Annotated in this window: 21 protein-coding genes; 8 read left to right on the top strand and 13 right to left on the bottom strand. The window is 61.5% G+C overall.

Annotation, left to right across the window (positions count from 1 at the left end; all coding sequences use genetic code 11):
• Positions 1-58 precede the first annotated feature (58 nt).
• Complete coding sequence (gpt, locus tag FQ320_RS05590) at positions 59-559, top strand: xanthine phosphoribosyltransferase (RefSeq protein ID WP_148470605.1); 501 nt, start codon at positions 59-61, stop codon at positions 557-559.
• A 112-nt stretch (positions 560-671) separates the two neighbouring features.
• Here gpt and FQ320_RS05585 read toward each other — a convergent pair whose 3' ends face one another.
• Together FQ320_RS05585 and FQ320_RS05580 are read right to left on the bottom strand one after the other, a co-directional pair.
• The gene (locus tag FQ320_RS05585; RefSeq protein ID WP_305080818.1) at positions 672-1,562 is read right to left on the bottom strand and encodes a cation diffusion facilitator family transporter; all 891 of its coding nucleotides are present in this window, start codon (positions 1,560-1,562) and stop codon (positions 672-674) included.
• A 176-nt stretch (positions 1,563-1,738) separates the two neighbouring features.
• Positions 1,739-2,809, bottom strand: a complete 1,071-nt coding sequence (locus tag FQ320_RS05580) for an anhydro-N-acetylmuramic acid kinase (RefSeq protein WP_370513024.1) — start codon at positions 2,807-2,809, stop codon at positions 1,739-1,741.
• 149 nt (positions 2,810-2,958) lie between these two features.
• On the opposite strand from FQ320_RS05580, the gene tyrS reads away from it, so the two are divergent.
• The 5 genes from tyrS (at position 2,959) to lexA (ending at position 7,498) form a co-directional block, all read left to right on the top strand.
• Entirely contained in the window at positions 2,959-4,212 is a 1,254-nt protein-coding gene (tyrS, locus tag FQ320_RS05575; protein WP_148470602.1) for a tyrosine--tRNA ligase, read from the top strand.
• A gap of 72 nt (positions 4,213-4,284) precedes the next feature.
• On the top strand, positions 4,285-5,088 hold the full coding sequence (gene trpC, locus FQ320_RS05570) for an indole-3-glycerol phosphate synthase TrpC (RefSeq protein WP_148470601.1): 804 nt from the start codon (positions 4,285-4,287) through the stop codon (positions 5,086-5,088).
• The gene (gene moaC / locus FQ320_RS05565; RefSeq protein WP_148470600.1) at positions 5,088-5,558 is read left to right on the top strand and encodes a cyclic pyranopterin monophosphate synthase MoaC; all 471 of its coding nucleotides are present in this window, start codon (positions 5,088-5,090) and stop codon (positions 5,556-5,558) included. Before trpC ends, moaC begins: the two co-directional genes overlap by 1 nt.
• A complete protein-coding gene (locus tag FQ320_RS05560; RefSeq protein WP_148470599.1) occupies positions 5,555-6,727 on the top strand; it encodes a molybdopterin molybdotransferase MoeA in 1,173 nt (390 codons plus the stop codon). The genes moaC and FQ320_RS05560 overlap by 4 nt, the downstream gene beginning before the upstream one ends.
• An 87-nt stretch (positions 6,728-6,814) precedes the next feature.
• On the top strand, positions 6,815-7,498 hold the full coding sequence (gene lexA, locus FQ320_RS05555) for a transcriptional repressor LexA (protein WP_148470598.1): 684 nt from the start codon (positions 6,815-6,817) through the stop codon (positions 7,496-7,498).
• Between the two features lie 218 nt (positions 7,499-7,716).
• Here lexA and FQ320_RS05550 read toward each other — a convergent pair whose 3' ends face one another.
• Positions 7,717-9,765, bottom strand: a complete 2,049-nt coding sequence (locus FQ320_RS05550; RefSeq protein ID WP_255509378.1) for a ComEC/Rec2 family competence protein — start codon at positions 9,763-9,765, stop codon at positions 7,717-7,719.
• An 85-nt stretch (positions 9,766-9,850) separates the two neighbouring features.
• Between FQ320_RS05550 and gltX the strand changes: the two genes are divergently transcribed.
• Positions 9,851-11,257, top strand: coding sequence for a glutamate--tRNA ligase (gene gltX / locus FQ320_RS05545; protein ID WP_148470597.1), 1,407 nt, complete (start codon positions 9,851-9,853; stop codon positions 11,255-11,257).
• A 79-nt stretch (positions 11,258-11,336) separates the two neighbouring features.
• On the top strand, positions 11,337-12,632 hold the full coding sequence (locus FQ320_RS05540; RefSeq protein WP_148470596.1) for a citrate synthase: 1,296 nt from the start codon (positions 11,337-11,339) through the stop codon (positions 12,630-12,632).
• Between the two features lie 88 nt (positions 12,633-12,720).
• Here FQ320_RS05540 and FQ320_RS05535 read toward each other — a convergent pair whose 3' ends face one another.
• The 10 genes from FQ320_RS05535 to FQ320_RS05490 all read right to left on the bottom strand — a co-directional run bounded on the left by FQ320_RS05535 (position 12,721) and on the right by FQ320_RS05490 (position 23,700).
• Positions 12,721-13,821 (bottom strand): alkene reductase, encoded by a 1,101-nt coding sequence (locus FQ320_RS05535; RefSeq protein WP_148470595.1) that lies wholly within the window; start codon positions 13,819-13,821, stop codon positions 12,721-12,723.
• Positions 13,822-13,898: 77 nt separating this feature from the next.
• Positions 13,899-14,675, bottom strand: coding sequence for an enoyl-CoA hydratase-related protein (locus tag FQ320_RS05530; protein ID WP_148470594.1), 777 nt, complete (start codon positions 14,673-14,675; stop codon positions 13,899-13,901).
• A gap of 86 nt (positions 14,676-14,761) precedes the next feature.
• A complete protein-coding gene (locus FQ320_RS05525) occupies positions 14,762-15,208 on the bottom strand; it encodes a cytochrome c-type biogenesis protein (protein ID WP_148470593.1) in 447 nt (148 codons plus the stop codon).
• Complete coding sequence (locus FQ320_RS05520) at positions 15,205-17,175, bottom strand: heme lyase CcmF/NrfE family subunit (RefSeq protein ID WP_148470592.1); 1,971 nt, start codon at positions 17,173-17,175, stop codon at positions 15,205-15,207. Before FQ320_RS05520 ends, FQ320_RS05525 begins: the two co-directional genes overlap by 4 nt.
• Positions 17,176-17,278: 103 nt before the next feature.
• A complete protein-coding gene (locus FQ320_RS05515; protein ID WP_148470591.1) occupies positions 17,279-17,485 on the bottom strand; it encodes a pseudouridine synthase in 207 nt (68 codons plus the stop codon).
• Positions 17,478-18,077, bottom strand: a complete 600-nt coding sequence (locus tag FQ320_RS05510) for a holin family protein (protein ID WP_187393779.1) — start codon at positions 18,075-18,077, stop codon at positions 17,478-17,480. The genes FQ320_RS05515 and FQ320_RS05510 overlap by 8 nt, the downstream gene beginning before the upstream one ends.
• Complete coding sequence (locus tag FQ320_RS05505; RefSeq protein WP_148470590.1) at positions 18,068-18,679, bottom strand: holin-associated N-acetylmuramidase; 612 nt, start codon at positions 18,677-18,679, stop codon at positions 18,068-18,070. Before FQ320_RS05505 ends, FQ320_RS05510 begins: the two co-directional genes overlap by 10 nt.
• Before the next feature lie 66 nt (positions 18,680-18,745).
• Positions 18,746-19,189 carry a cytochrome c maturation protein CcmE gene (gene ccmE, locus FQ320_RS05500; protein ID WP_148470589.1) on the bottom strand — a complete coding sequence of 148 codons (444 nt, stop codon included), beginning with the start codon at positions 19,187-19,189 and terminating at the stop codon, positions 18,746-18,748.
• 154 nt (positions 19,190-19,343) lie between these two features.
• A complete protein-coding gene (locus FQ320_RS05495) occupies positions 19,344-20,156 on the bottom strand; it encodes a glutamate racemase (protein WP_148470588.1) in 813 nt (270 codons plus the stop codon).
• A gap of 136 nt (positions 20,157-20,292) precedes the next feature.
• Positions 20,293-23,700, bottom strand: coding sequence for an indolepyruvate ferredoxin oxidoreductase family protein (locus FQ320_RS05490; RefSeq protein ID WP_148470587.1), 3,408 nt, complete (start codon positions 23,698-23,700; stop codon positions 20,293-20,295).
• Positions 23,701-23,794 lie beyond the last annotated feature (94 nt).

The following is a 23,794-nucleotide window of genomic DNA, read 5'->3' as shown; positions in this document are numbered from 1 at the left end:
TTTCCATAACCGTCGCCCGGCGCTACAAACCCTCAACCGCCAAATGAGGGCTGCCACCATGACCGATCGCCTGCCGCACGAAAAAGGGTTCCACATTTCATGGGATCAGATCCACCGCGACAGCCGCGCTCTGGCTTGGCGGCTTGACGGGCATGGTCCCGTGGACGGCGGCTGGCGGGCTGTTGTCGCCATCACCCGCGGCGGTATGGCCCCCGCGATGATCGTTGCGCGCGAGTTGGATATCCGCACCGTGGATACCGTGAGCGTCAAATCCTATGACAACCAGACCCAGTCCGAAGCGCGGGTGCTGAAATCGCCCGATCACGAGTTGATGGGCGATGGCACCGGCATCCTGATCGTCGACGATCTGGTCGATTCGGGCCGCACGCTGGAGCTGGTGCGCGCGCTGTACCCCAAGGCGCATTTCGCCACGGTCTATGCCAAGCCCAAGGGGCGGCCGATGGTCGACACCTTCATCACCGAAGTGTCGCAAGACACTTGGATTTTCTTTCCCTGGGACATGGCGCTGCAATACGTCGAACCCTATCGGGGGGTCTGACGGCGCTTCCTCTGGGATTGTTTCGGCGGGAAACTTCCCGATAAGATCGACGCAGCGATGGAACATCGCTTACGAGCCTGCGCCGCAAAAACGACTGTTTCGAGACGTTTATTCAATCGAGGACGATGATTCCGGACTGCTTTGATTTGTGTTCCGGTTCGACATGGATCGTGATCCGAGCTCCCTGGACTGCATTCTCCAGGGCGTTTTCAATCCGGTCACAGATTTCATGCGCCTCAAACACCGTCGTTTCGCTGGGCATGACAAGATGGAAGTCGATAAAGATCGCCGGTCCGGCATGGCGTGTCCGAAGATCATGCGCCTCCATTGCCCCGTCTGCCTCTGATGCGATGATCGCGCGGATAGAGTTCAGGGTTGTGTCTGGCACGGCCTCATCCATCAGACCGCTTAGGGAGTCCTTGATTATTTTCGAACCCGACCAAAGGATGTGAACCGCCACAAGGGCAGCCAGAGCCGGGTCGAGGATCCACCACCCGGTGACGATTGCAAGAAGAATGCCGGCAGCGACACCAACCGAGCTCACAACATCCGTAAACAGATGTTTCCCATCCGCCACCAGCGCCGGAGATTTTTGCCGCCGCCCACGACTGACCAGAATCCACGCCCAGAACCCGTTGATCAAGGTGGCGCCGAGGTTCACAAGAAGCCCCTCAGTCGGCGCATTAACCACGACAGGATCCAGAAAGCCCGAATAGGCTTCGCGCAGGATCAAAAGCGCGGCCACTATGATCATTACACCTTCAAGGACCGCGCTGAAAAACTCGGCCTTGTGGTGGCCATAGGGATGGTTGGCGTCCGCGGGTTTCGCCGCGATACGAATCGCAATGAGAGCGGCGAACGCCGTCGCGACATTGACGGTGCTTTCAAGCGCATCGGACAACAGCGCAACCGAACCCGTCATCCAATACGCGAGGGATTTCAGGCCCAGGACAATGAAGCCGATAAAAATACTGCCAATGGCAAGCTTGATAGTGGTCATCACGACAGTCCTTTTTGCCGCCGGTCACGTCAGCCGATCGCTGTTCCGGTGTCGGCTTTGCAACCTGCAATTGGCATCTCAAACCGCTGAGGTAAACCGCAATACAATCTGCCATGCGTGCCCGAACGGATCAGCCCGTTCAGGTGGGTTGGAATACGTGCCCGGGCGGATCAGCCCGTTCAGGCGGGCGCAGCGTCTTGTACCGGTCGGCTGACCGTACCGCCGCCGATCGCCGCCGCAACCCCCGTGGTCGTCGGGCAGGATGTCGACAGCCCCCGCGCCACCCGCACCGCCAGATGGGCGAATGCCTGTGCCTCGAGCATATCGCCGTCCAGCCCGGCATCCTCGACCGGGGCGACCGGACAATCCACCGCCCCCGCGATCATCGCCATCATCACCGGGTTGTGCCGTCCGCCCCCGGTGACCAGCAGGCGCTCGGGCAAAGCGGGCATATGCTCCATCGCCGCCGCCACACAGCCTGCAACACAGGCGGTCAGCGTCGCCGCCGCATCGGCGTCGGACAGGTCGCAAACCGCATCGCCCAGCCATGCGAAATCGTCGCGATCCAATGACTTGGGCGGCATCCGGCGAAAGAACCCCTGCCCCAGAAGCCGCGCCAATACGGTTTCATCCGCCGTGCCCTGCGCGGCCAGCGCGCCGCCCTCGTCCAGATCGACCCCAAGCCGTGCGCGCATCAGATCGTTCAGCGGCGCATTGGCCGGGCCGGTGTCGAAGGCCAGACAGGCGCCGGGCCGTTCGGGCGCGTCAAAAGACGGATCGACGAAGGTGATATTGCCAACTCCGCCAAGGTTCAGAAAGGCGAGCGGCGCGGTTGCCCCGATCCATTTCGCACAGGCAAAGTGAAAGAACGGCGCAAGCGGTGCGCCCTCGCCGCCCATCTGCACATCCGCGCTGCGGAAATCCCACACCACCGGCAGCCCCAGAGTTTCGGCCAAAAGCCGTCCGTCACCGACCTGCCGCGTGCGCCCCCCTTGTGGATCATGGGCCAGCGTCTGACCGTGAAACCCCACCAGATCGACCCGGGGAAACCGCGCCAGAACCTCGGCATGGGCGGACTCGACGATCTCGGTCGCCGCCCCGGCCCCTTCCCATGTTCCCAACGCTTCTTTCAGCACCGCACGTTCATCGTCGGAATAGGCGCGGTATCGCGATTCGCCAAAGCCAAAGATCGCGTGCCCATCGCTCAGCACCATGGCGGCATCCACCCCATCCAGTGATGTGCCCGACATCGCACCAAGAGCCCAGATCGGCCCGTCTGCGGATCTGTTCGCAGCCCGGTTCGAAGCCTTGCCCACAAGCGCTTTCGTCTTCATGGCTTTCCCTCGCCCAAAGCGCCCGATATAGGTGGGCCGCACCGCCAAGGATGGACGAACCGACGATGACCTACCACCCAAAATCCGACTTTCTGCATGTGATGATGTCCCGTGGCTTTCTGGCCGACTGTACGGATTATCAGGCGCTGGACGAGGCAATGCGCACGCCCGGCACACCTGCCTATATCGGATATGACGCGACCGCAAAGTCGCTGCATGTGGGGCATCTGCTGAACATCATGATGCTGCGCTGGCTGCAAAAGACCGGGCACAAGCCGATCACCCTGATGGGCGGCGGCACGACCAAGGTGGGCGACCCCAGTTTTCGCGCCGACGAACGCCCGTTGCTGGGGCCAGAGCAGATCGCGGCCAACATTGCGGGCATGCAACAGGTGTTCGCCAAATACCTGACCTATGGCGATGGCCCCTCTGATGCGCTGATGCTGAACAATGCCGAATGGCTGGACAATCTGAACTACCTCGATTTTCTGCGCGACATCGGGCGGCATTTTTCGGTCAACCGGATGCTGGCGTTTGAATCGGTGAAATCGCGGCTCGACCGGGAGCAATCCCTGTCGTTCCTCGAATTCAACTATATGATCCTTCAGGCCTATGATTTCCTTGAGCTGAACCGCCGCTATGGCTGTGTCCTGCAAATGGGCGGGTCGGATCAATGGGGCAATATCATCAACGGCATCGACCTGACGCGCCGGGTGCTGGATCATGATATCTTCGGCCTTACCTCGCCGCTGTTGACGACCAGCGACGGGCGCAAGATGGGCAAATCACAGGGCGGCGCGATCTGGCTGAATGCCGATATGCTGTCGCCCTATGAGTTCTGGCAATTCTGGCGCAACACCACCGACGCCGATGTGGGACGATTTACCAAACTGTTCACCGAACTGCCGCTGGATGAATGTGAACGTCTTGGCGCGCTGGAAGGGGCCGAGATCAACGCCGCCAAGATCATCCTTGCGAACGAAGTCACGACCCTGTGCCATGGTGCCAATGCCGCAGCGACAGCCGAGGCGACATCGCGCGAGGTGTTCGAAAAGGGCGGCGTGGGCGATGACCTGCCCACCCTTGCGTTGACCGCCGACGAAGTTGCCGGTGGCATCTCAATCGTTCAGTTGATCGTTCGCGCCGGCCTTGCCAAGACCGGAAAAGAGGCAAAACGCCTGATTGCCGAAAACGGCGCGCGGATCGACGATGCACCGCTGACCGATGCGGGGCTGATGCTGGATGTCGCCGCGCTCGCCTCTCCCGTCAAGCTTAGCGCGGGCAAGAAACGCCACGCGCTGATTACACTTTCCGACTGACTCCGCCGTCGGTCCCGATATACCCCGAGGAAAGGCGCAAGGCCTCACCCCGTCTGAAGCAGGAGCCGCGACATGACCGTTCTCGACCGGATCAAGAGCTATAAACTGGAAGAGATTGCCGCGCGAAAGGCCGCCCGCTCCCTCGCCGACGTTGAACAGGCCGCCCGGTCCGCCCCCGCCCCCCGCGGTTTTGCTTCTGCGTTGGAACGGGCCGCCGAAACCGGATATGCCCTGATCGCCGAGATCAAAAAGGCCAGCCCGTCCAAGGGTTTGATCCGCGCCGATTTCGATCCGCCCGCATTGGCCAAAGCCTATGAAACCGGCGGTGCGACCTGTCTTTCGGTGCTGACCGACACGCCGTCGTTTCAGGGGCAGGACAGCTTCCTCACCGCCGCCCGGGATGCGACCGCCCTGCCCGCCCTGCGCAAGGATTTCATGTATGATACCTGGCAGGTGGCCGAGGCGCGCGCGCTGCACGCCGACTGTATCCTGATCATCATGGCCAGCGTGACTGACGCGCAGGCCGAGGAATTGGAGTCTGCCGCGACGCATTGGGGCATGGATACCTTGATCGAGGTGCACAACGTCGCCGAGTTGCAGCGTGCCCACCGGTTGAAATCGCCGCTGATCGGCATCAACAACCGCAACCTCAAGACGTTCGAGACGACGCTCGACACCACCCGCACACTGGCCCCACAGGTCGAGCCGGGGCGGATGATCGTGGCGGAATCGGGTCTGTCGACCCCGGCCGATCTGGCCGAACTGGCAGGCTACAACGCTCGCGCGTTCCTGATCGGCGAATCCCTGATGCGGCAGGCCGATGTCGCCGCCGCAACCCGGACATTGCTGGCCAATCCGGTGCGGGGGGCTGCCTGATGGCCCTGACCCACTTTGACGGCGCAGGTAACGCCCATATGGTCGACGTGTCCGACAAGGACACGACCGCCCGCATCGCCACCGCCATTGGCCACGTCAAGATGACGCCGCAAACCCTTGCCATCATCACCGAAGGCCGCGCAAAAAAGGGCGATGCGCTGGGTGTCGCGCGTTTGGCCGGGATCATGGGGGCCAAGAAAACCGCCGATCTGATCCCGCTGTGCCATCCGCTGCCGATCACCAAGGTCACCGTCGATCTTGAACCCGACGCAGCCCTGCCCGGTATCCGCGTCACCGCCACCGTCAAGACGACAGGCCAGACCGGCGTGGAAATGGAGGCGCTGACGGCAGTCTCAACCGCCTGCCTGACGCTGTTCGATATGGTCAAGGCGGTGGAAAAAACCATGGAGATCGGCGGCATCCGCGTCACTCTCAAGGACGGCGGCAAATCCGGCCGCTTCACCGCATGATCACGGTTGATCAGGCACTGGCGCATCTTTTCGATCTGGTGACACCCCTGCCCGGCGAACCCGTGGCGCTGCGCCACGCGACAGGCCGGGTTCTGTCCGAGCCGGTCACCGCCGGGCGCGATCAGCCGCCCTTTGCCGCCTCGGCGATGGATGGTTACGCCGTGATCGCGGACGAAGCCCGCCCCGGTGCCCGGTTCCGCGTGACCGCTGAATCAGCGGCTGGGCGCGCAGCCGACCGCGCCATCGCACCGGGCGAAGCGATCCGGATTTTCACCGGTGCACCGATGCCCAAAGGCGCGACCCGCATCATAATTCAGGAAGACGTGATCCGCGACGGCGATACGATCACCCTGCGCGACGTGCTTGATGAAAGTCTTTATATCCGTCCCGCCGCTGCAGATTTCGCCAAGGGATCAACCTGTTTTCCACGCCGCGCCCTTGGCCCCTCCGACCTTGTTTTACTGGCTGCGATGAACTGTGCAGCGCCCACAGTCGTCCGTCGCCCGGTCGTCGCGCTGATTGCGACGGGTGACGAATTGGTCATGCCCGGCGAAATCCCCGGACCGGATCAGATCGTCGCCTCCAACATCTTTGGCCTTGCCGCGATGATCGAGGCTGCGGGCGGCACGGCGCGCCTGTTGCCCATCGCCCGCGATAGCGAAGGTGCCCTGAGGGCCGTATTTTCCATGACCGAAGGTGTCGATCTGATCGTGACCATCGGCGGTGCTTCTGTCGGCGATCACGATCTGGTCGGTGCCGTGGCCGGGTCGTTGGGGATGGAGCAGGCGTTCTATAAAATCGCGATGCGGCCGGGCAAACCGCTGATGGCCGGGCGGCTGAACGACGTGCCGATGGTCGGCCTGCCGGGCAATCCCGTGTCCGCCATGGTCTGCGGTCACGTCTTTCTTCTGCCGATGCTGCGCGCAATGCTGGGGCTGACCGCCGAACCGGCCCCCCGTCTAAGCGCGCCTCTGGCCGCGCCGCTTGGCCCGAACGGCCCGCGCGAACACTATATGCGTGCCAGCTTTGCCGACGGTAAACTGACAGCCTTCAACCGGCAGGACAGCGCGCTGACCTCGGTGCTGGCCGCGGCAAACGCGCTGATCCTGCGTCCAGTCGGAGATGGGCCGCGCGCGGCAGGCGATCAGGTGATCTATCTACCTCTATAGCCGTTGACACAAATCGGGAACGGTTATAGAACGTGAGGTGAACGCTTTTAAGGCGCGACACTCAACAGCTTACCGGGGTCCTTTGCAATGCTGACACGTAAACAACTGGAACTGCTGGATTTCATCAACAAGCGGATTCAACGTGACGGCGTGCCGCCATCCTTTGATGAGATGAAAGAGGCGCTGGATCTGCGGTCAAAATCCGGCATTCACCGGCTGATCACGGCGCTTGAGGAACGGGGGTTCATCCGTCGGCTGGCGCATCGGGCCCGGGCTCTGGAAATCATCAAACTGCCCGACGCGATGGAGCACCCGGGGTTTAACCCACGGGTGATCAAAGGCGATCGCGCCGATCCCCCCGCCGATGCAATGCCGGTTCATGCCCATGCTGTCGAATTGTCGGTCATGGGGCGTATCGCCGCCGGCGTTCCGATCTCGGCGCTGCAACACGAAAGCCATAAGGTGGCGGTGCCGGCGACTATGCTCTCGGGCCGAGGCAACCACTATGCGCTTGAAGTAAAAGGCGATTCGATGATCGACGCCGGAATCAATGATGGTGATGTCGTTGTGATCCGCGAAGGCAGCACCGCCGAGAATGGTGATATTGTGGTCGCCCTGATCGACGACCAAGAGGCGACGTTAAAGCGTTTCCGTCGTCACGGTCGATCCATCGCGTTGGAAGCGGCGAACCCGGCCTATGAAACCCGCGTCTTTCCCGATGATCAGGTCAAGGTTCAAGGGCGGTTGGTCGGGCTGATCCGTAGCTATTGATCGATTGCCAAACGGGCAGTCACCGGTCGTATTTCCGGGCGGCTGCCACCTCAGGCCCATGGTGAGTGACGCCTTGGCCCGGGCTCTCGCCTTTTGGCCGGGGCGATGACGTCGCAGGACGCTGTTCTGAGGCAGAATTGGCCATCCATCCCCTGATATCTTGTATCAACCAAGCCTCACCGCGCCGCGTAAAATTTTCATCGCCACAGATCTGCCGGTCAGGGATCGTTCCACAATCGCTTGCCAGCCGCCGCGCGGGCCGAGATTAATCGGACCCCGCCCCCCTCGCGCACCAAAGCGCCGCCGCCCGCACGGGTCAGGGTCATTTGGTCAAACAGGAGGCATCCCTTGGGCGGCGGGACTTCGGCAAGTGCAGCAAGAATTACCACCGGCGCGCTGGCGCAAGCCTCGTCGATCCGACCTGCCGCGCCGCGCCCGCTGAGATGCGCGACCATCCCGCCTTCATGGGTGAAAGTGACCAGCGAACCTTCCCCCGCCAATCCGCGCGCCGCCGCTGTCGGCTGATCGGCCGCATCACCATCATTCTCAAGCCAGCTGAGCGCAACGAACCCTTCACCCCGAGGCTTGTTCAGGGCACGGCCCTCAGCTGTCATCACACCGATCAACCCCCCGGAGTCCGACACCAATAGCCCGGGCCGCTCAGCCCCGGCCCAAAGAACAAACCCAAGCGCGATCGGTGCCACGCCGATCAACCGTGCCGGCCCGCGCCAAAGCGCGATCCACAATCCGCCACCGGCAAGAATAGGCAGAACGAACGCGCCCGGGGCGGCCACCCGACCGACCGCGCCATCCTGCGATGCGATCCAATGCGCCACGGAAAGTATCCAGCGCAGCGCCGGTTCCATGATTGCCAACCCGACCTCTTCAAGCCCGAACGGCGCCAGACAAGCGGCCAACACCGCCCCCGGCATCACAATTGTTCCCATCAAAGGCACCGACACGAGGTTGGCCAGCAGTCCATAATGCGCAATGGTATTGAAATGCACGGCTGCAACCGGCGCCGTCGCCGCCCCGGCCACCGCCGAGCTTATCACCGTGGCCAGCGCCGGGCGCAGGGCACGGGGAACACGGTCATTTTGCAGATCACGCAGCACGCGAAAGACCGCAACCAGCGCGACTGTTGCCGCAAAGGACATCTGGAACCCCGGTTCGGGCAGACTTTCGGGGCGCAGAAGCAGCACGATCAGCGCGGCCAGCGCGACAGCGCGCAGGGTCAGGGCACGACGATCCAGCAGCACCGCCACCAACATCACCGCGACCATGACAAACGCGCGCTGGGTCGCAACATTGCCCCCTGACAGGGCCAAATATGCACTGGCTGCGATCAGTGCGCCACAAGCCGCAATTTTCTTGACCGGCAGAGTCAGCGCGACACCGGGCAAAGATACAAGGAAAAGCCGCAGCGCGCCAAACACGAAGGCCGTCAAAAGCCCCATATGCAGCCCGGAAATCGCCAGCAAATGCGCCAGATTTGAAGCACGCAGATCGGCCAGTGTCGCCTTGCCCATGGCCGAACGGTCACCGGTGGTCAGCGCGGCGGCAAAGGCGCCCGGCTCTCCGGGAAGATGCGCGCGGACCTGCGCCGATATCGCGCCCCGCACCCGTGCGAGCCATGCCCCCTCGGGGGCTGGGGCAAGCGCGACAAGAGGCGCGCGCGCATATCCGATAGCGCCAAGCCCGTCGAACCAGGCAATGCGCTGAAAATCGAAACCGCCGGGTTCCACGGGTCCCGCGGGCGGTGACAAATGCCCGGTCACAGCCACGCGCAGACCTGGCTGTGGCGTAGCCCCCGGAGGATCGGAATGCAGCGACACCCGCACCCTTGTCGGCACGCGGCCGGGTCGCATATCCTCCAGCACAACGCGATCCAGCGTCAGGCGCACACGGTCGCCGACCGATCTGTCGATGGCGACAATCCGGCCCTCGATCGGGCCATAGTAACGGAAGGTCAGCACCGGTTCGGCAACCACATGCGCGCGCACACCGGCCAGCAGAATCCCGATCACCACAAGGATCGCGGCCACCAACGGCGGAAACCGCAGCATTCCGATACCCCCTGCCACCGCAGTGAGCACAACCGCCAACGCAGACAGACCCGTCCACTGGCCGAGGGTCGGTTCCACCGGCAAGGCGAAATAGAGACCGATCCCCACCGCGAGAAATACCGGGGTCCACGGAAAAAGCGCGCCGCGCTGATCATCGAACACCCGGTCGATCCAGGCCATGCCCGCGGTGGACCACGCCACAGGTGCCACCCTTGTCACCCCCCCGACGATTGATTAAACCTGCGCCGAGCCTAGCCGGCTCCCGGTTTCCAAAAGGTTAATGCCCATGTCCGACACCGCGCCGGTTGTCACACGTATCGCTCCCTCGCCCACTGGCTTCATGCATATCGGTACTGCGCGCACTGCGTTGTTTAACTGGCTTTACGCGCGGGGTCGGGGTGGCAAGTTCCTTCTCAGAATCGAAGACACCGACGCTGCCCGCTCTTCACCCGAGGCGACACAGGCGATTCTGGACGGTATGCGCTGGATGGGGCTCGACTGGGACGGCGACGCAGTCAGCCAATCGGCCAACGCGCCCCGGCACGCCGAGGTCGCGCACCAAATGCTGGCCAACGGCAGCGCTTATAAGTGCTTCAGCACACAGGCCGAAATCGAGGTTTTCCGCGAGACCGCCCGGGCGGCGGGGCATTCGACCCTGTTTCAGTCACCCTGGCGCGACGTCGATCCGGCAACTCACCCCGCGGCGCCCTTTGCGATCCGCGTCAAGGCGCCGACAGAAGGCACGACGGTGATCCGCGATACTGTTCAGGGTGATGTGACGATCCGAAACGATCATCTGGACGACATGATTTGTTTACGCTCCGATGGTACGCCCACTTATATGCTGGCTGTTGTCGTCGATGATCATGACATGGGCGTCACCCATGTGATCCGGGGGGACGATCATCTGAACAATGCCGCGCGCCAGATGCTGGTGTACCGCGCGATGGAATGGGCCGTGCCGGTCTGGGCCCATATCCCGCTGATTCATGGTGAGGACGGCAAGAAGTTGTCAAAGCGACACGGCGCCCTTGGGGTACATGAATATCAGGCCATGGGATATCCTGCCTCTGCGATGCGCAATTATCTCGCGCGTCTGGGCTGGAGCCATGGAGACGATGAATTCTTCACCACCGCGCAGGCGTTGGAATGGTTCGATCTGGGCGGCATCGGCAAATCTCCCGCCCGGCTGGATTTCAAGAAATTGGCCAGCCTGACCGGGCAACATATCGCGGCCACCGAGGACGCGGCACTTGTGACAGAACTACAGGGATATCTGGCCGCGGCCGATCTGGCCCCGCTTTCCGACACACAGGTGATTGTGCTTGAACGTGCCATGTACTGCCTCAAAGAACGAGCCAAGAACCTCTCGGAACTAATTGATAAAGCGCACTTTTGCCTCACTTCGCGCCCGATTGAGCAGGATGTGAAATCGGCAAAATCGCTGGATTCTGCAGCGTCCAGCCTTCTCTCTGAATTGACGCCGCATCTGCAGAATGCTAGCTGGGATCGAGACAATCTTGAGGTTGTGGTGGCCGGATTTTCTGAGTCAAAAGGCATCGGCTTGGGTAAGCTGGCGCAGCCTCTGCGGGCCGCATTGGCGGGCCGCACCGCGACTCCCAGTGTGTTTGACATGATGCATGTGCTTGGGCGCGATGAAACGCTGGCCCGGCTGGCGGATGTGATCGACTGATCGGGCCCTGACAGGTCTGCGACTGACAAATGACAATGACCGCGAGCGATTGCGGCACCCGAAACAGGAAGGAACCGCAATGGCTGACGCAAAAAAGACTGCAACCCTCACCATCGGCGATCAAAAATTCGAACTGCCGATTCTTTCACCGACAGCCGGGCCCGACGTGATCGACATTCGCAAGCTCTATGCTCAGGCGAATGTATTCACCTATGACCCCGGCTTCACCTCGACCGCAGCCTGCGACAGCGAAATCACCTATATTGATGGCGATGAGGGCATTCTGCTGCACCGCGGCTATCCGATTGATCAGCTGGCCGAAAAATCTCATTTTCTCGAAGTTTGCTATCTGCTGCTCTACGGCGAACTGCCCACAGCTGAGCAACTTGAGGATTTCGAGAACCGTGTGACCAGCCACACGATGATCCATGAACAGATGCACAACTTCTTTCGCGGTTTCCGTCGTGACGCCCATCCGATGGCGACCATGGTTGGCGTCGTGGGTGCGATGTCGGCGTTTTACCACGACAGCACCGATATTGCCGATCCCTGGCAGCGCGAGGTCGCATCAATCCGGCTGATCGCCAAGATGCCGACCATCGCGGCGATGGCCTATAAGTATTCCATCGGCCAGCCGTTCGTTTATCCGCGCAACGATCTGGACTACGCGTCGAACTTTCTGCGCATGTGTTTCTCGGTCCCGGCCGAAGAATATGTGGTGAACCCGATCCTGAGCCGCGCAATGGATCGCATCTTTACCCTGCATGCCGATCACGAGCAGAACGCATCCACATCCACGGTCCGTCTGGCATCGTCTTCGGGCGCCAATCCGTTTGCCTGTATCGCCGCCGGAATCGCCTGTCTTTGGGGCCCTGCCCATGGCGGCGCAAATCAGGCCTGCCTTGAAATGCTGCGCGAAATCGGGACGCCCGACCGGATCCCCGAGTTTATCGAGCGGGCGAAGGACAAGAATGATCCGTTCCGCCTGATGGGTTTCGGGCACCGGGTTTATAAGAACTTCGATCCTCGCGCCAAGGTGATGAAGCAATCCGCCGATGAGGTCCTGGATCTGCTGGGGATCGAAAACAATCCAACGCTTCAGGTCGCCAAAGAGCTTGAGCGGCTGGCGCTGGAAGATCCCTATTTCAAGGACAAGAAGCTGTATCCAAACGTAGATTTCTATTCCGGCATCATTCTTGATGCCATGGGCTTCCCGACATCGATGTTCACGCCAGTCTTTGCGCTGGCGCGCACCGTGGGTTGGATCTCCCAGTGGAAGGAACAGATTTCCGATCCGCAGCTCAAGATCGGCCGCCCACGGCAGTTGTATCAGGGAATGACGATGCGCAACTATACCGACGTGGAATCCCGCTGATATCTCAAAGACTTCAGCCGCGCCGGGCATCCGGTGCGGCTGATACGCCGCCCGGACTGAAGCCAGCAAATGCGCGGTTGTCTTGCGGTCAGGCCACCTGTTCCGCTTTGCTCAGAAACGGATAATCGGTATAGCCCTCCGCGCCCCCGCCATAGAATGTAGTGCCGTCAGGTTCGTTCAGAGCCGCACCGGTGCGCAACCGTTCGGGCAGATCGGGGTTGGCGATGAACGGGCGACCGAAGGCCACGGCATCGGCTTGGCCTGACCCGATCACTTCGGCCGCTGAATCCCCTTCATATCCGCCGTTTGCGATGTAAAATCCCGAATACACGCCGCGCAGACGTTTGATCATCGCCGCTGAATTCGCGTCGTCATCGCCGCCGGGAAACCCCTCGACCACATGAAGATAGGCGAGGTTCCGTTCGCTGATGTCCTGATACACGCGGGTAAACAACGCCTCTGGAGCACTGTCAGAGATATCACCCGCCTGCCCCAGTGGGGAAAGCCGCAGTCCGATCCGACCCTTTGGCCAAACCTCGGCCACGCTGTCGATAACCTGCCCCAGCAGACGCATCCGGTTTTCCACCGATCCGCCGTATTCGTCATCGCGCTTGTTGGTCCCATCCTGGAGGAACTGATCCAGCAGATAACCGTTCGCGCCGTGCACTTCGATCCCGTCAAAACCGGCATCGCTCGCCATCTGGGCCGCATGCCGATAATCCTCGATCACATCCTTGATCCGCTCAGACGACATCGCGTGAGGTTCAGAGCAATCCTGAAAACCCTCGGCAGTAAAGGTCTTTGCATTGGCGCGGATTGCGGACGGCGCCTCGGGTTGCCGGCCTTCAGGCAACAGTGAAACGTGGCTGATCCGCCCGACATGCCACAACTGGCAAAAAATTCGCCCACCAGCCGCATGCACTGCGCCGGTGATCTTACGCCAGCCATCCGCCTGCGCCGTTGAGTGAATACCCGGCGTGTCAAGATATCCCTTGGCGGTGGGCGAGATCTGCGTCGCCTCGCTGACGATCAATCCGGCGCTCGCACGCTGGGCGTAATAGGTTTCGGCCAGATCGCCCGGCGTTCCATCGGCATTCGCCCGGTTTCGGGTCAGAGGGGCCATCAAGACGCGGTTCGGCAGATCCAGATCACCCATGCGGGCGGGATCGAAGAGGGAGTTTTGGGTCATCAGTTTGTCCTTTGGGTGTTGTGCTAAAAACGCGGCAGCACCCGGTTCGTTCCGGCCTGTGACCAAACGCCGCCGCCCTATCGACCCTCGAACCTCGCTGGACGCTTTTCCAGGAAAGCCAGCACACCCTCCTTGAAATCAAAGCTTTGGCCACAAGCGCCCTGCAATTTCGCCTCGATCGCAAGCTGTTCGTCGATGGTGTTTTCAAACGAACCGCGCAGCGCCTGCTTGACGTGAGCATAGGCCAGCGTCGGCCCAGCGGCCAGTTTCGCCGCCCGTGCCTGCCAGTGCCCGGCAAAGTCATCATCTGCCACAGCCTCCCAGATCATGCCCCAGTCGGCGGCCTGTTGCGCACTGATGGGTTCGGCGAACAACGCGGCGCCCATCGCCTTGGCCGCACCCATCTGACGCGGCAGCCAATAGGTGCCGCCGGCGTCTGGAATCAGTCCGATCCGGGTGAAGGCCTGAAGGAACACCGCGCTTTGGGTCGCGATCACCACGTCACAGGCCAGCGCAAGGTTCGCCCCTGCCCCTGCCGCCGGTCCGTTCACCGCCGCAATGGTGGGGATCGTACAGTCGAAAATCGCCTTGAGCATCGGCACGTATTCGTCGCGCAGGACGCGTTCGAGATCCATATCGGCGGCATTGGCGCCGTCGCCCAGATCCTGCCCCGAACAGAACGCCCTGCCCTCGCCTGTCATCACCAGAACGCGCGCGTCCCGTTCGGCGGCCTTGACCGCATGGAGGATCTCGGCGCGCATCTGACTGTTCAGCGCGTTCATGACATTTGGGCGGCACAGGGTCAGTACGGCGATATTATCGCGCAAAGACAGGCTGATGGTCTGGTATTGCATCGGTTCGGTCCTTTGTTCCACCTTTGGACCAACCATGACCGAACCCTGCCAATGGCGAAAGCGGAACCCTCGGTCACTCTGCGGGATCAACTTCTGAGGATACGGTCCAGATCGGCCTGTTCCGCAGGACTTAACGGGTCAGGTGGCGGCGGCGGACGGCGACGCAGATAAACCGCTGCCACACCGCCGGCCAGCAGCAACATGGCAGGCCCCGCCAACCACAGGATCAGATTGGCCCCTTTGGCAGTGGGGTTCAGCAGAACATATTCGCCGTAACGGGCGACGATATAATCAACGACTTCGGTGTCGGTATCGCCCGCGACCAGCCGTTCGCGCACCAACAGGCGCAGATCGCGGGCAAGATCGGCGTCGGATGCATCAATGTGTTCATTGCGGCAAACAAGGCAGCGCAGGCCCGTGGAAATTCCCCGCGCCCGCGCTTCAAGTACGGGATCGCTCAGCACTTCGTCAGGCTGAACGGCAAAGACCGGCGTGGCAAAAGCCAGCATTGCCGCCAGAAAAACCGCCCTCATTCTGCGGGCACCGTCGTTGTGAGCGGCTTGGCCGCGCCAGCCGCCACCCGGTGCCGTCTGTCGGATAGGGACAGGCAGCCACCCAGAGCCATGATGATGCAGCCGGCCCAGATCCAGTTGGCGAAAGGTTTGACATAGGTGCGCACAGCCCAGCCGCCGCCATCCTGCGGATCACCGATCACGACATAAAGATCGCGCCAGACGCCGTTGGAAATCGCCGCCTCGGTCGTCGGCATGCGGGCCACGGGATAATAGCGTTTTTCCGGCGTCAGGGTGACGCTCTTCCCACCCCGCTCCAGCGTAATCTCGGCCATCGTCGACGCATAGTTCGGGCCACGTACTTCGCGCACGTCGCCCAGCGTCACGGCGTAATCGCCCACGTCGAAAGTCTCGCCTTCTTGCGCAATGCGGATATCCTCGATCTGCCAGGCGGTCATCGCGCAGACGCCAAGAATGGTCACGGCAAACCCCGCATGGGCCATGGATTTACCCCAGTCGGCGCGCGGCAACCGGGCCAAACGGCCAAGGCGCGACACAAATGAACCCCGCCCGCCCCGCTGCCACAGATCAGCGATGACCCCCAGCAGCAGCCACAACGACAGCATCACTCCAACGGGCGCCAGAATTCCGCGCCCGGTCTGGAACGTCCAGGCCAATGCACCCAACGCCACGGACAGCACCAGTGCGCCCCACAGAGGCTGCATCACCCGGCCGGGGCGGCCGCGCTTCCAGGGCATCATCGCGCCAAACGGCAGGATCACCGCAAGCGCCACCATGAAGGGGGTGAAGGCGGCGTCGAAGAACGGTGCGCCAACGCTCAGCTTGCGGTCAAAGAACAACTCGGCGATCAACGGCCATATCGTGCCAAAGAACACGACGAAACAGGCGACGGTCAGCAAGATATTGTTGGCCACCAAGGCCGATTCACGCGACAGGGTCGAAAACACGCCCTTCGCCTCCATCGCGCCAGCGCGCAAGGCATAGAGCGTCAGCGCGCCGCCCATGAACACCGCCAGAATCAGCAGTATGAACACGCCGCGCTCGGGGTCGTTGGCAAAGGCATGCACCGAAGTCAGAACGCCCGAGCGCACGATGAACGTCCCGATCAGCGAAAATCCGAAAGCCAGGATCGCCAGCAGCACCGTCCAGCTTTTCAATGCCTCGCGTTTTTCCACCACGATGGCCGAATGCAACAGTGCCGCCGAGATCAGCCATGGCATGAAGGACGCGTTCTCAACCGGATCCCAGAACCAGAAACCGCCCCATCCTAATTCGTAATACGCCCACCACGACCCCAGAGCGATGCCCACGGTCAGGAACACCCAAGCGGCCAGCGTCCAGGGCCGCACCCAGCGCCCCCAAGCGGCATCCACCCGACCTTCGATCAGGGCGGCAACGGCAAAGCTGAACGTCATGCTCAGCCCGACATAGCCCAGATAAAGGAACGGTGGGTGAAACGCCAAACCGGGGTCTTGCAACAGCGGATTAAGATCCTGCCCGTCAAAGGGCGGAACCTCCATGCGCAGGAACGGATTGGACGTGAAGATGAGAAAGGCGAGGAAGGCAACGCCGATGGACCCCTGCACCGCCAGAACGCGCGCCCGCAAAGGGGCGGGAAGGCCACCGCCAAACCACGCCGCGCAGGCGCCGAACACGGCCAGAATCAGACACCACAGCAAAAGCGAGCCTTCGTGGTTTCCCCAAACTCCAGCCACTTTATACAGCATGGGTTTCAAGGTGTGCGAGTTCAGCACGACCAGCCGCAGTGAGAAATCCGACGTCACAAAGGCATACATCAGCGCGCCGAATGAAAACGCCAGCAGCAATGCCTGCGTCTTGGCCGCCGGTTCGCCCAGCGCCATCCAGCCCGGCCAATTCTTGTGTGCGCCGATCATTGGGACGACCGTCTGGACGACGGCCACCATAAGGGCAAGGATCAGGGTGAAATGGCCAAGTTCTGTGATCATGGTCGCGACCATAACGCGCCCCGGCCGCGCCGCCAATGGGGCCACACGTTGTTGTGTGGCCCGGGCGACAATCAGGGCACCATGTCGCACCCTTTTCGGTGGATCAGGTCAGGTTGATCCCGCTTTTGAATGCAACACCAAGGATCGCCAGCACCAGCGCACCCAGAATCAGCCGCACGAGCCACTTCAGAATGTCCTCGATCGACCCCAGCCGCATTTCCACATTCTGGCGGTGCACCTCGTCCACCGCGTTGCGGGTTTCGGCAGCGATCAGCCGTGTCTCGACCGTTTGGCGCCACAGTTCATCCATGGATGGTACGCCAGTCATCAAGCGCAGCGTTTCCCGTCGGGCCGGGCGCAGCGGTGGCGTTTGTGGTCCGGGGGCCGTGATCAAAGCCGGGCGGTGGCGGCGGCGCAGACGGAGCATTGCGGGTCTCCTGTTGGGGATTCAGCGCATCCAGCGCCCGGGCAACATCAGGGGCATTGGCCAACGATCCGGCAATGGAACGGCTGAATTCCTGCCCCTTGGCCTGATGACGCGCGCCAAAATAGAACGAAACGATTGCACCCAGCAGCCACCAGAGCGGTTCGGGAACCAGCGCAAGACCGGCCATGCGGCTGTCAAACCATACCGGATCGACCATTGCCGCCACGAACAGACCCAGCGTGCCCATGGCCAGCGCAGGTCGTGGCAGTCGGTTCAGCCCGTCCATGAACCGGTCGAACCTGCCGCATTTCTGCAGCCTAAACTCGGCGGCGAATTGCGCCAGCGCTGCCTTGCTCATCTCTGCCTGTCGTCCGGCCGCGCCCTCGGCATTTTCACGAAACACCTCGACCGTGTCCCGGATCACGTTGCCGCCTCCGCCAAACAGCATGCGCAATGCACGGTCAATCATCCCCATGATGCCACCCGCCGCGCATGTTCTGCTGCCGTAAGACGATACCGCGGAGAAATGAACTCTTCTGCCCGGGTGATCCAGCCGCCCTTGCCTCCATCCCGTCGCCGCGCATATTTTCGGGACGCAGGGCGACTGTCGGCCAGCGCATAGTAATAGTTGCGCCGGGCAATCCCATAGGCATCCGCCAGATGCGCAGGCGCCGCCGCATTGGCCAAAGCCGCCGCCGCAGTGGTCTGCGGCCCGATTGCACCATCCACCACAACCCTGTGCCCCATATCATTCAGAAGCCGCTGCAGGATCTTGACCGCGTTAGAGCCCGCGTTGACGTACATATCAAACAGGCTGGCCTGAATGCTTTCGGGAAGGTCAGCGATGCGGGGACGCTCGAAATAATGGCGCACGAAGATGTCCCGCGCCTGATCTATCGTCAGCCGCTTTACATCCGCCGCGTCGATCCGACCGTCGCCGGTCAGGTCCAGCCCCAGACGCTGCATTGTGGCGAGGGTTACGCCATGTTTCGTCGCGCCGCCCGGATCGTCAGGGTCGTTCACATACCCGCCTTCGCGGGTCACTATGTCTTTGGCAATGGATTGTACCGACTGCATTTCCGCCCCTCCAGACTGTGTGTCCTGAGAGTGGAAACTGCGGCAGAGGTGTTAACGGCTGGGAACCTAAGCGTCCGGTTCCTGGTAAATGCCCTGCGCCTTCAGTGCGTCGATCACCTCTTTCGGCATATAGGATTCGTCATGTTTTGCAAGAATTTCAGAGGCTTGAAAGACGCCTTCAATGTAGCGACCGGTGCCGACCATGCCTTCGCCCTCACCGAACAGGTCGGGCAACACACCGGTATAGGCAACCGGCACCGTCGCGGCGCCATCGGTCACGGCGAAGGTGATCGTGCTGCCCTGTCCACGGATAAGGCTGCCTTCAGCGACCAGTCCGCCGATACGGAACACTTCGTTCGGGGCCGGAGGCGATTCGACAACTTGCGCGGGCGAACGGAAGAAATTGATGCCGTCGCGCATGGCAAAGCCGATCAGCGCGGTCGAAACGACCAGCGCCAACGCCGCAAGGACGATGATCTGGATGCGCCGCTTTTTCTTGAGCCCCTTCATATCCCCTCCGATTGTTCATCTCAGAACCTAGTGCCGCCCCGACCGATCACAATGGGGCGTTTGCGCACATGTCCATTCTTGCACAAATCAAATGTTTTTAGACGTCTAAACCCAGATTCGCCCCTCAAACTGGCACCATCTCGACAATCGAGAATCAGGCCGCCACGAATTCGATCCGGCGCCGCAAAAATTGTGTTGCCTTGTCCGATACCCGGCCGGGGTTCCCCGTGGTCAGATATCCGCTTTCACGCCCCGGCCCGATGAGTCCGGGATGCCGGTTCAGGTAATCAGCAAGGCTTTCGGCCACCAGATCGGCTTGTGAATAAACCTGCACCCCCGGCCCCAGCGCCGTCTGAAACACGTCCTGCAACAGCGGATAATGGGTGCAGCCAAGGATCGCCGCCTTTGGTTCAGGCATCTTGCGCAATAACGCGTCAACATGGCCGCGCACCAAAGCCTCGGCGAGAATCAGATCACCGTCTTCGATCGCATCGACGACACCGCCACAGGCCTGCGCCTCGACATCCACGCCGATTGCGCGAAACGCGAGTTCGCGCTGGAATGCGCGACTGCGAACCGTGGCGGGAGTGGCAAACAGCGCAACGTGTTTCACAGCCACCTCGCGCGGGGGCGAATTGTCGCCCCAGCGGCGCTCGGTCAGCGCCTCGATCAACGGAACGAACACGCCCAGCACCCGCTTTCCGGGCGGCACCCAACCCTCCTGCATCCGGCGCAGGGCCGCCGCACTGGCGGTATTGCAGGCCAGCACCACCAGATCGCAACCCGCATCGAACAACCGCTGTGTCGCCGCGGTCGTCAGGTCATAGACATCCTGCGCATCGCGAACGCCATAAGGCGCATTGGCGTTGTCGCCCAGATAGACAAAGGGAACATCGGGCAGACGCCGCTGCACGGCATCAAGGACGGTCAAACCGCCCAGCCCGGAATCGAATATGCCGACCGCCATGTCAGACCCCGTTCATGTGCATTTTTCCTGTGCCAGTCCACAAGGGCATGCCCCTGACCGCAGTTCAGGGATATGTCCGTCGGCGCGTAAAGTCCATTGTCGCTTTTGGCCCTTAATGCCGTCGCGGGCCATCAGATTACTCTGCTGCACGAAGCATTTGCGGCCCGCCTGCGCGGATGGTCGAAAGCAGCTCTTCGCGCCGTTTGGCTGCCGTCTTTTCGTTGGCCTGTTTGATCGGACCGAACCCCCTGATCTGCAACGGCAACTCGGCGAGGGCAATTACCGCATCCCGCGTCGCCGGCGACAGGGATTTCAGAACCTCTGTCATGTCGGATTCATACTGCCGGATCAAACTGCGCTCCATCTTTCGCTCGGCGGTATATCCGAACGGGTCGAACGGCGTGCCACGCAGGAACCGAAGCCGCGCCAGCAACGGAAACGCCCGCTCGATCCAGCCGCCAAAGGGGCGTTTGACCGGGCGGCCATCCGAGCCGATTTGGGTCAGCAGCGGCGGCGCAAGGTGGAAGGTCAGCTTCAGATCGCCGCCAAACTCTTTTGCGGCCTTGTCGCGGGTGGCGGAAAGCAGTCGCGCGACTTCGTATTCGTCCTTATAACTCAGCAGCTTGTAATATCCTTTTGACACGGCTTCGCGCAGCGCTTCATCCTCGATCCCATCCAGCATCCGCAGATACCGCGCGCTCAGCCGTTGCCCCTGATACCCGGTCAGGTGGTCGGCGCGAAACGCGATCCGCTCGTCCGAAGACTTGGGCAGTGTCAAGAGCTTGGACGTGAGGATCTCCTGTACCTTTTGCGGATTTTCCGCCGCCCACCGGCCCAGTTCAAACGCTCTGAGATTCCGATCGACGGACGCGCCGTTCAACGTGATCGCCGCCTTAATCGAGTCAACCGTCAGAGGCACCAGACCGCGCTGCCAGGCCGCCCCGAACACCATCATATTCGAAAAGATCGTATCGCCCATAAGAGTCCCGGAAAGTTCAGTCGCATCAAACATTTGCAGCCGGTTCTTCAACCGAGACTCCAAAGCAAGCGAGAGCCGGTCGGACGGAATGCGGAACTCGATATCACGGGTGAAATCGCCGGTGATGATCTCGTGGCTGTTGACCACACCGCCCGAGGCTCCGGGTTTCATCAATCCGATGGTTCTTGCTCCGGCGGACACCACAAGATCGCCGCCGATCAGCGTGTCACACTCTCCTGTCGCCACGCGGATCGCACTGATATCCTTTGGGGAATTCGCGATGCGGCAATGGATGTGGACCGCGCCGCCTTTTTGCGCAAGGCCGGCCATTTCCATCATGCCGGCCCCCTTGCCATCCAGATGCGCCGCCATGGCCATGATCGCACCGATGGTCACCACACCGGTGCCGCCAACACCGGTTACGACGACGTTATGGGTGCCGCGGATCTCTGGCAAAACGGGATCAGGCAAGATGCCGATATCCACTTCAGCCGTCGCCTCACGCCGGATTTCCGCCCCTTCTATGGTTACAAAAGAGGGGCAGAACCCCTTGATACAACTGTAATCCTTATTGCAGGACGATTGGTCGATCGCCCGCTTGCGCCCCAGTTCGGTTTCCACCGGAACCAGTGAGACACAGTTGGATTGAACGCCGCAATCGCCGCAGCCTTCGCAGACGTCGGTGTTGATGAACACGCGTTTGTCCGGGTCGGGAAACTGACCACGCTTGCGGCGACGGCGTTTCTCAGCGGCACAGGTCTGAATATAGACGATAACGCTGACACCCGTTTTCTGCGCGTACTCCTTTTGAATTGACAAAAGGTCGGCCCGCTCGGCGATCTGCACGCCTTTGGGGAAACCGGACAGGTCCACTTCCTCTTTTTCATCGTGAACCACAGCAACGGATTTCACGCCCATCGCCCGAACCTCGGCCACGATCTGTTCCGCGGTCAGCCCGCCGTCGTTCGGCTGACCACCGGTCATCGCAACTGCATCGTTATAAAGGATTTTATAAGTGATCGTGGTGCCCGCCATCAGCGCAAAGCGGATCGCCTGCACGCCCGAATGGTTATAGGTTCCGTCGCCGAGGTTCTGGAACACATGGCCGCGAGTGGAAAACGGCGCCTCGCCCACCCAGTTCGCTCCCTCGCCGCCCATATGGGTGAAACCGGCGGTTTCGCGGTCCATCCATTGCGCCATAAAGTGACAGCCGATCCCGGCATAGGCGCGCGACCCCTCAGGCACCTTGGTTGACGTATTGTGCGGACACCCCGAACAGAAATACGGCAGGCGAGACGCGATATCGTCGGCATTATCGGCGCGGCGCGATTCGCCCAGACGGGACAGCGCACCTTCCAGAGCATCGGTGCGCCGGCCTTCATCGATCAGAATCTTGCCCAGCTTTTCGGCGATCATCACCGGGTCCAGCGCGAACCGCGTCGGGAACAGTTCCGGCCCGTGGGTGGTGCCCATACGCCAACCCCAGACGCGGCGCCCCTGCCGGTCGTCAAAGATCGCCTCTTTGATCTGCACCTCGATCAGCTTGCGCTTTTCCTCGACCACCACGATCAGATCCAGCCCTTCGGCCCAATCGTGGAACGACTCCATATCCAGCGGAAACGCCTGCCCGATCTTATAGGTGGTGATGCCAAGCCGCTGACATTCGGCCTCGTCGAGCCCCAACAGCGTCAGGGCATGCGTCAGGTCGAGCCAGTTCTTTCCCGCCGCGACAAAGCCGATTTTCGCCCCCGATTTACCGTGCATGCGCCGGTCAATCCTGTTGGCCTTGGCAAATGCCTCGGCGGCGAATCGTTTGTGGTCGATGACCCGCGCTTCCTGCGGGATCCAGTGATCGCCGAGACGGATGTTCAACCCGCCTGCAGGCATCTCGAACTCGGGTGTCACAAAGGACATGCGGTCAGGGCTGCCATCGATGACGCTGGTGACTTCGACCGTGTCCTTCATCAGCTTCAGGCCCGCCCAAAGCCCCGAAAACCGCGATAAAGCAAAGCCATATAGCCCATAGTCGAGGATTTCCTGCACCCCGGCGGGCGACAGGACCGGCATATAGGCGTCAACCATGGCCCAGTCGGACTGATGACAGACGGTGGATGATTCGCCGGTGTGATCGTCGCCCATCGCCATCAGGACACCGCCATGTGGCGAAGTGCCGGCCATATTGGCGTGGCGCATCACGTCGCCCGAACGATCAACCCCCGGTCCCTTACCGTACCACAATCCGAACACGCCATCGAACCGGCCTTCGCCGCGCAATTCGGCCTGCTGCGTGCCCCAAAGAGCGGTGGCGGCGAGATCCTCGTTCAAACCGGGCTGAAACACGATATCGGCGGCGGTCAGAACCGATGCCGCCTGCCCCATCACAATGTCGACTGCGCCCAAAGGCGATCCGCGATAGCCGGTGACATAACCGCCGGTGTTCAGCCCTGCCGCCCGGTCGCGGGCCTTTTGCATCAGCATCAGCCGCACCAGAGCCTGAGTGCCGTTCAGCAGAACCCCGGATTTCCCGAGGTCATAGCGATCATGAAGTGTTACATCCTGCCGCATCTCCTGTCCCTCCCGGTCAGTTGCCCATACCTATAACCTAGGTCAAAATTGCTGACCTACAAAATCCTATTCGCGTTTTCCGTTTCTTTGCAAT

Source organism: Oceaniovalibus sp. ACAM 378 (genome assembly GCF_008085915.1).
In the GTDB taxonomy this organism is placed as follows: Bacteria; Pseudomonadota; Alphaproteobacteria; order Rhodobacterales; family Rhodobacteraceae; genus Oceaniglobus.
Note: the sequence above shows the minus strand (reverse complement) of the source record. Positions and strands in the feature narration are given on the sequence as shown.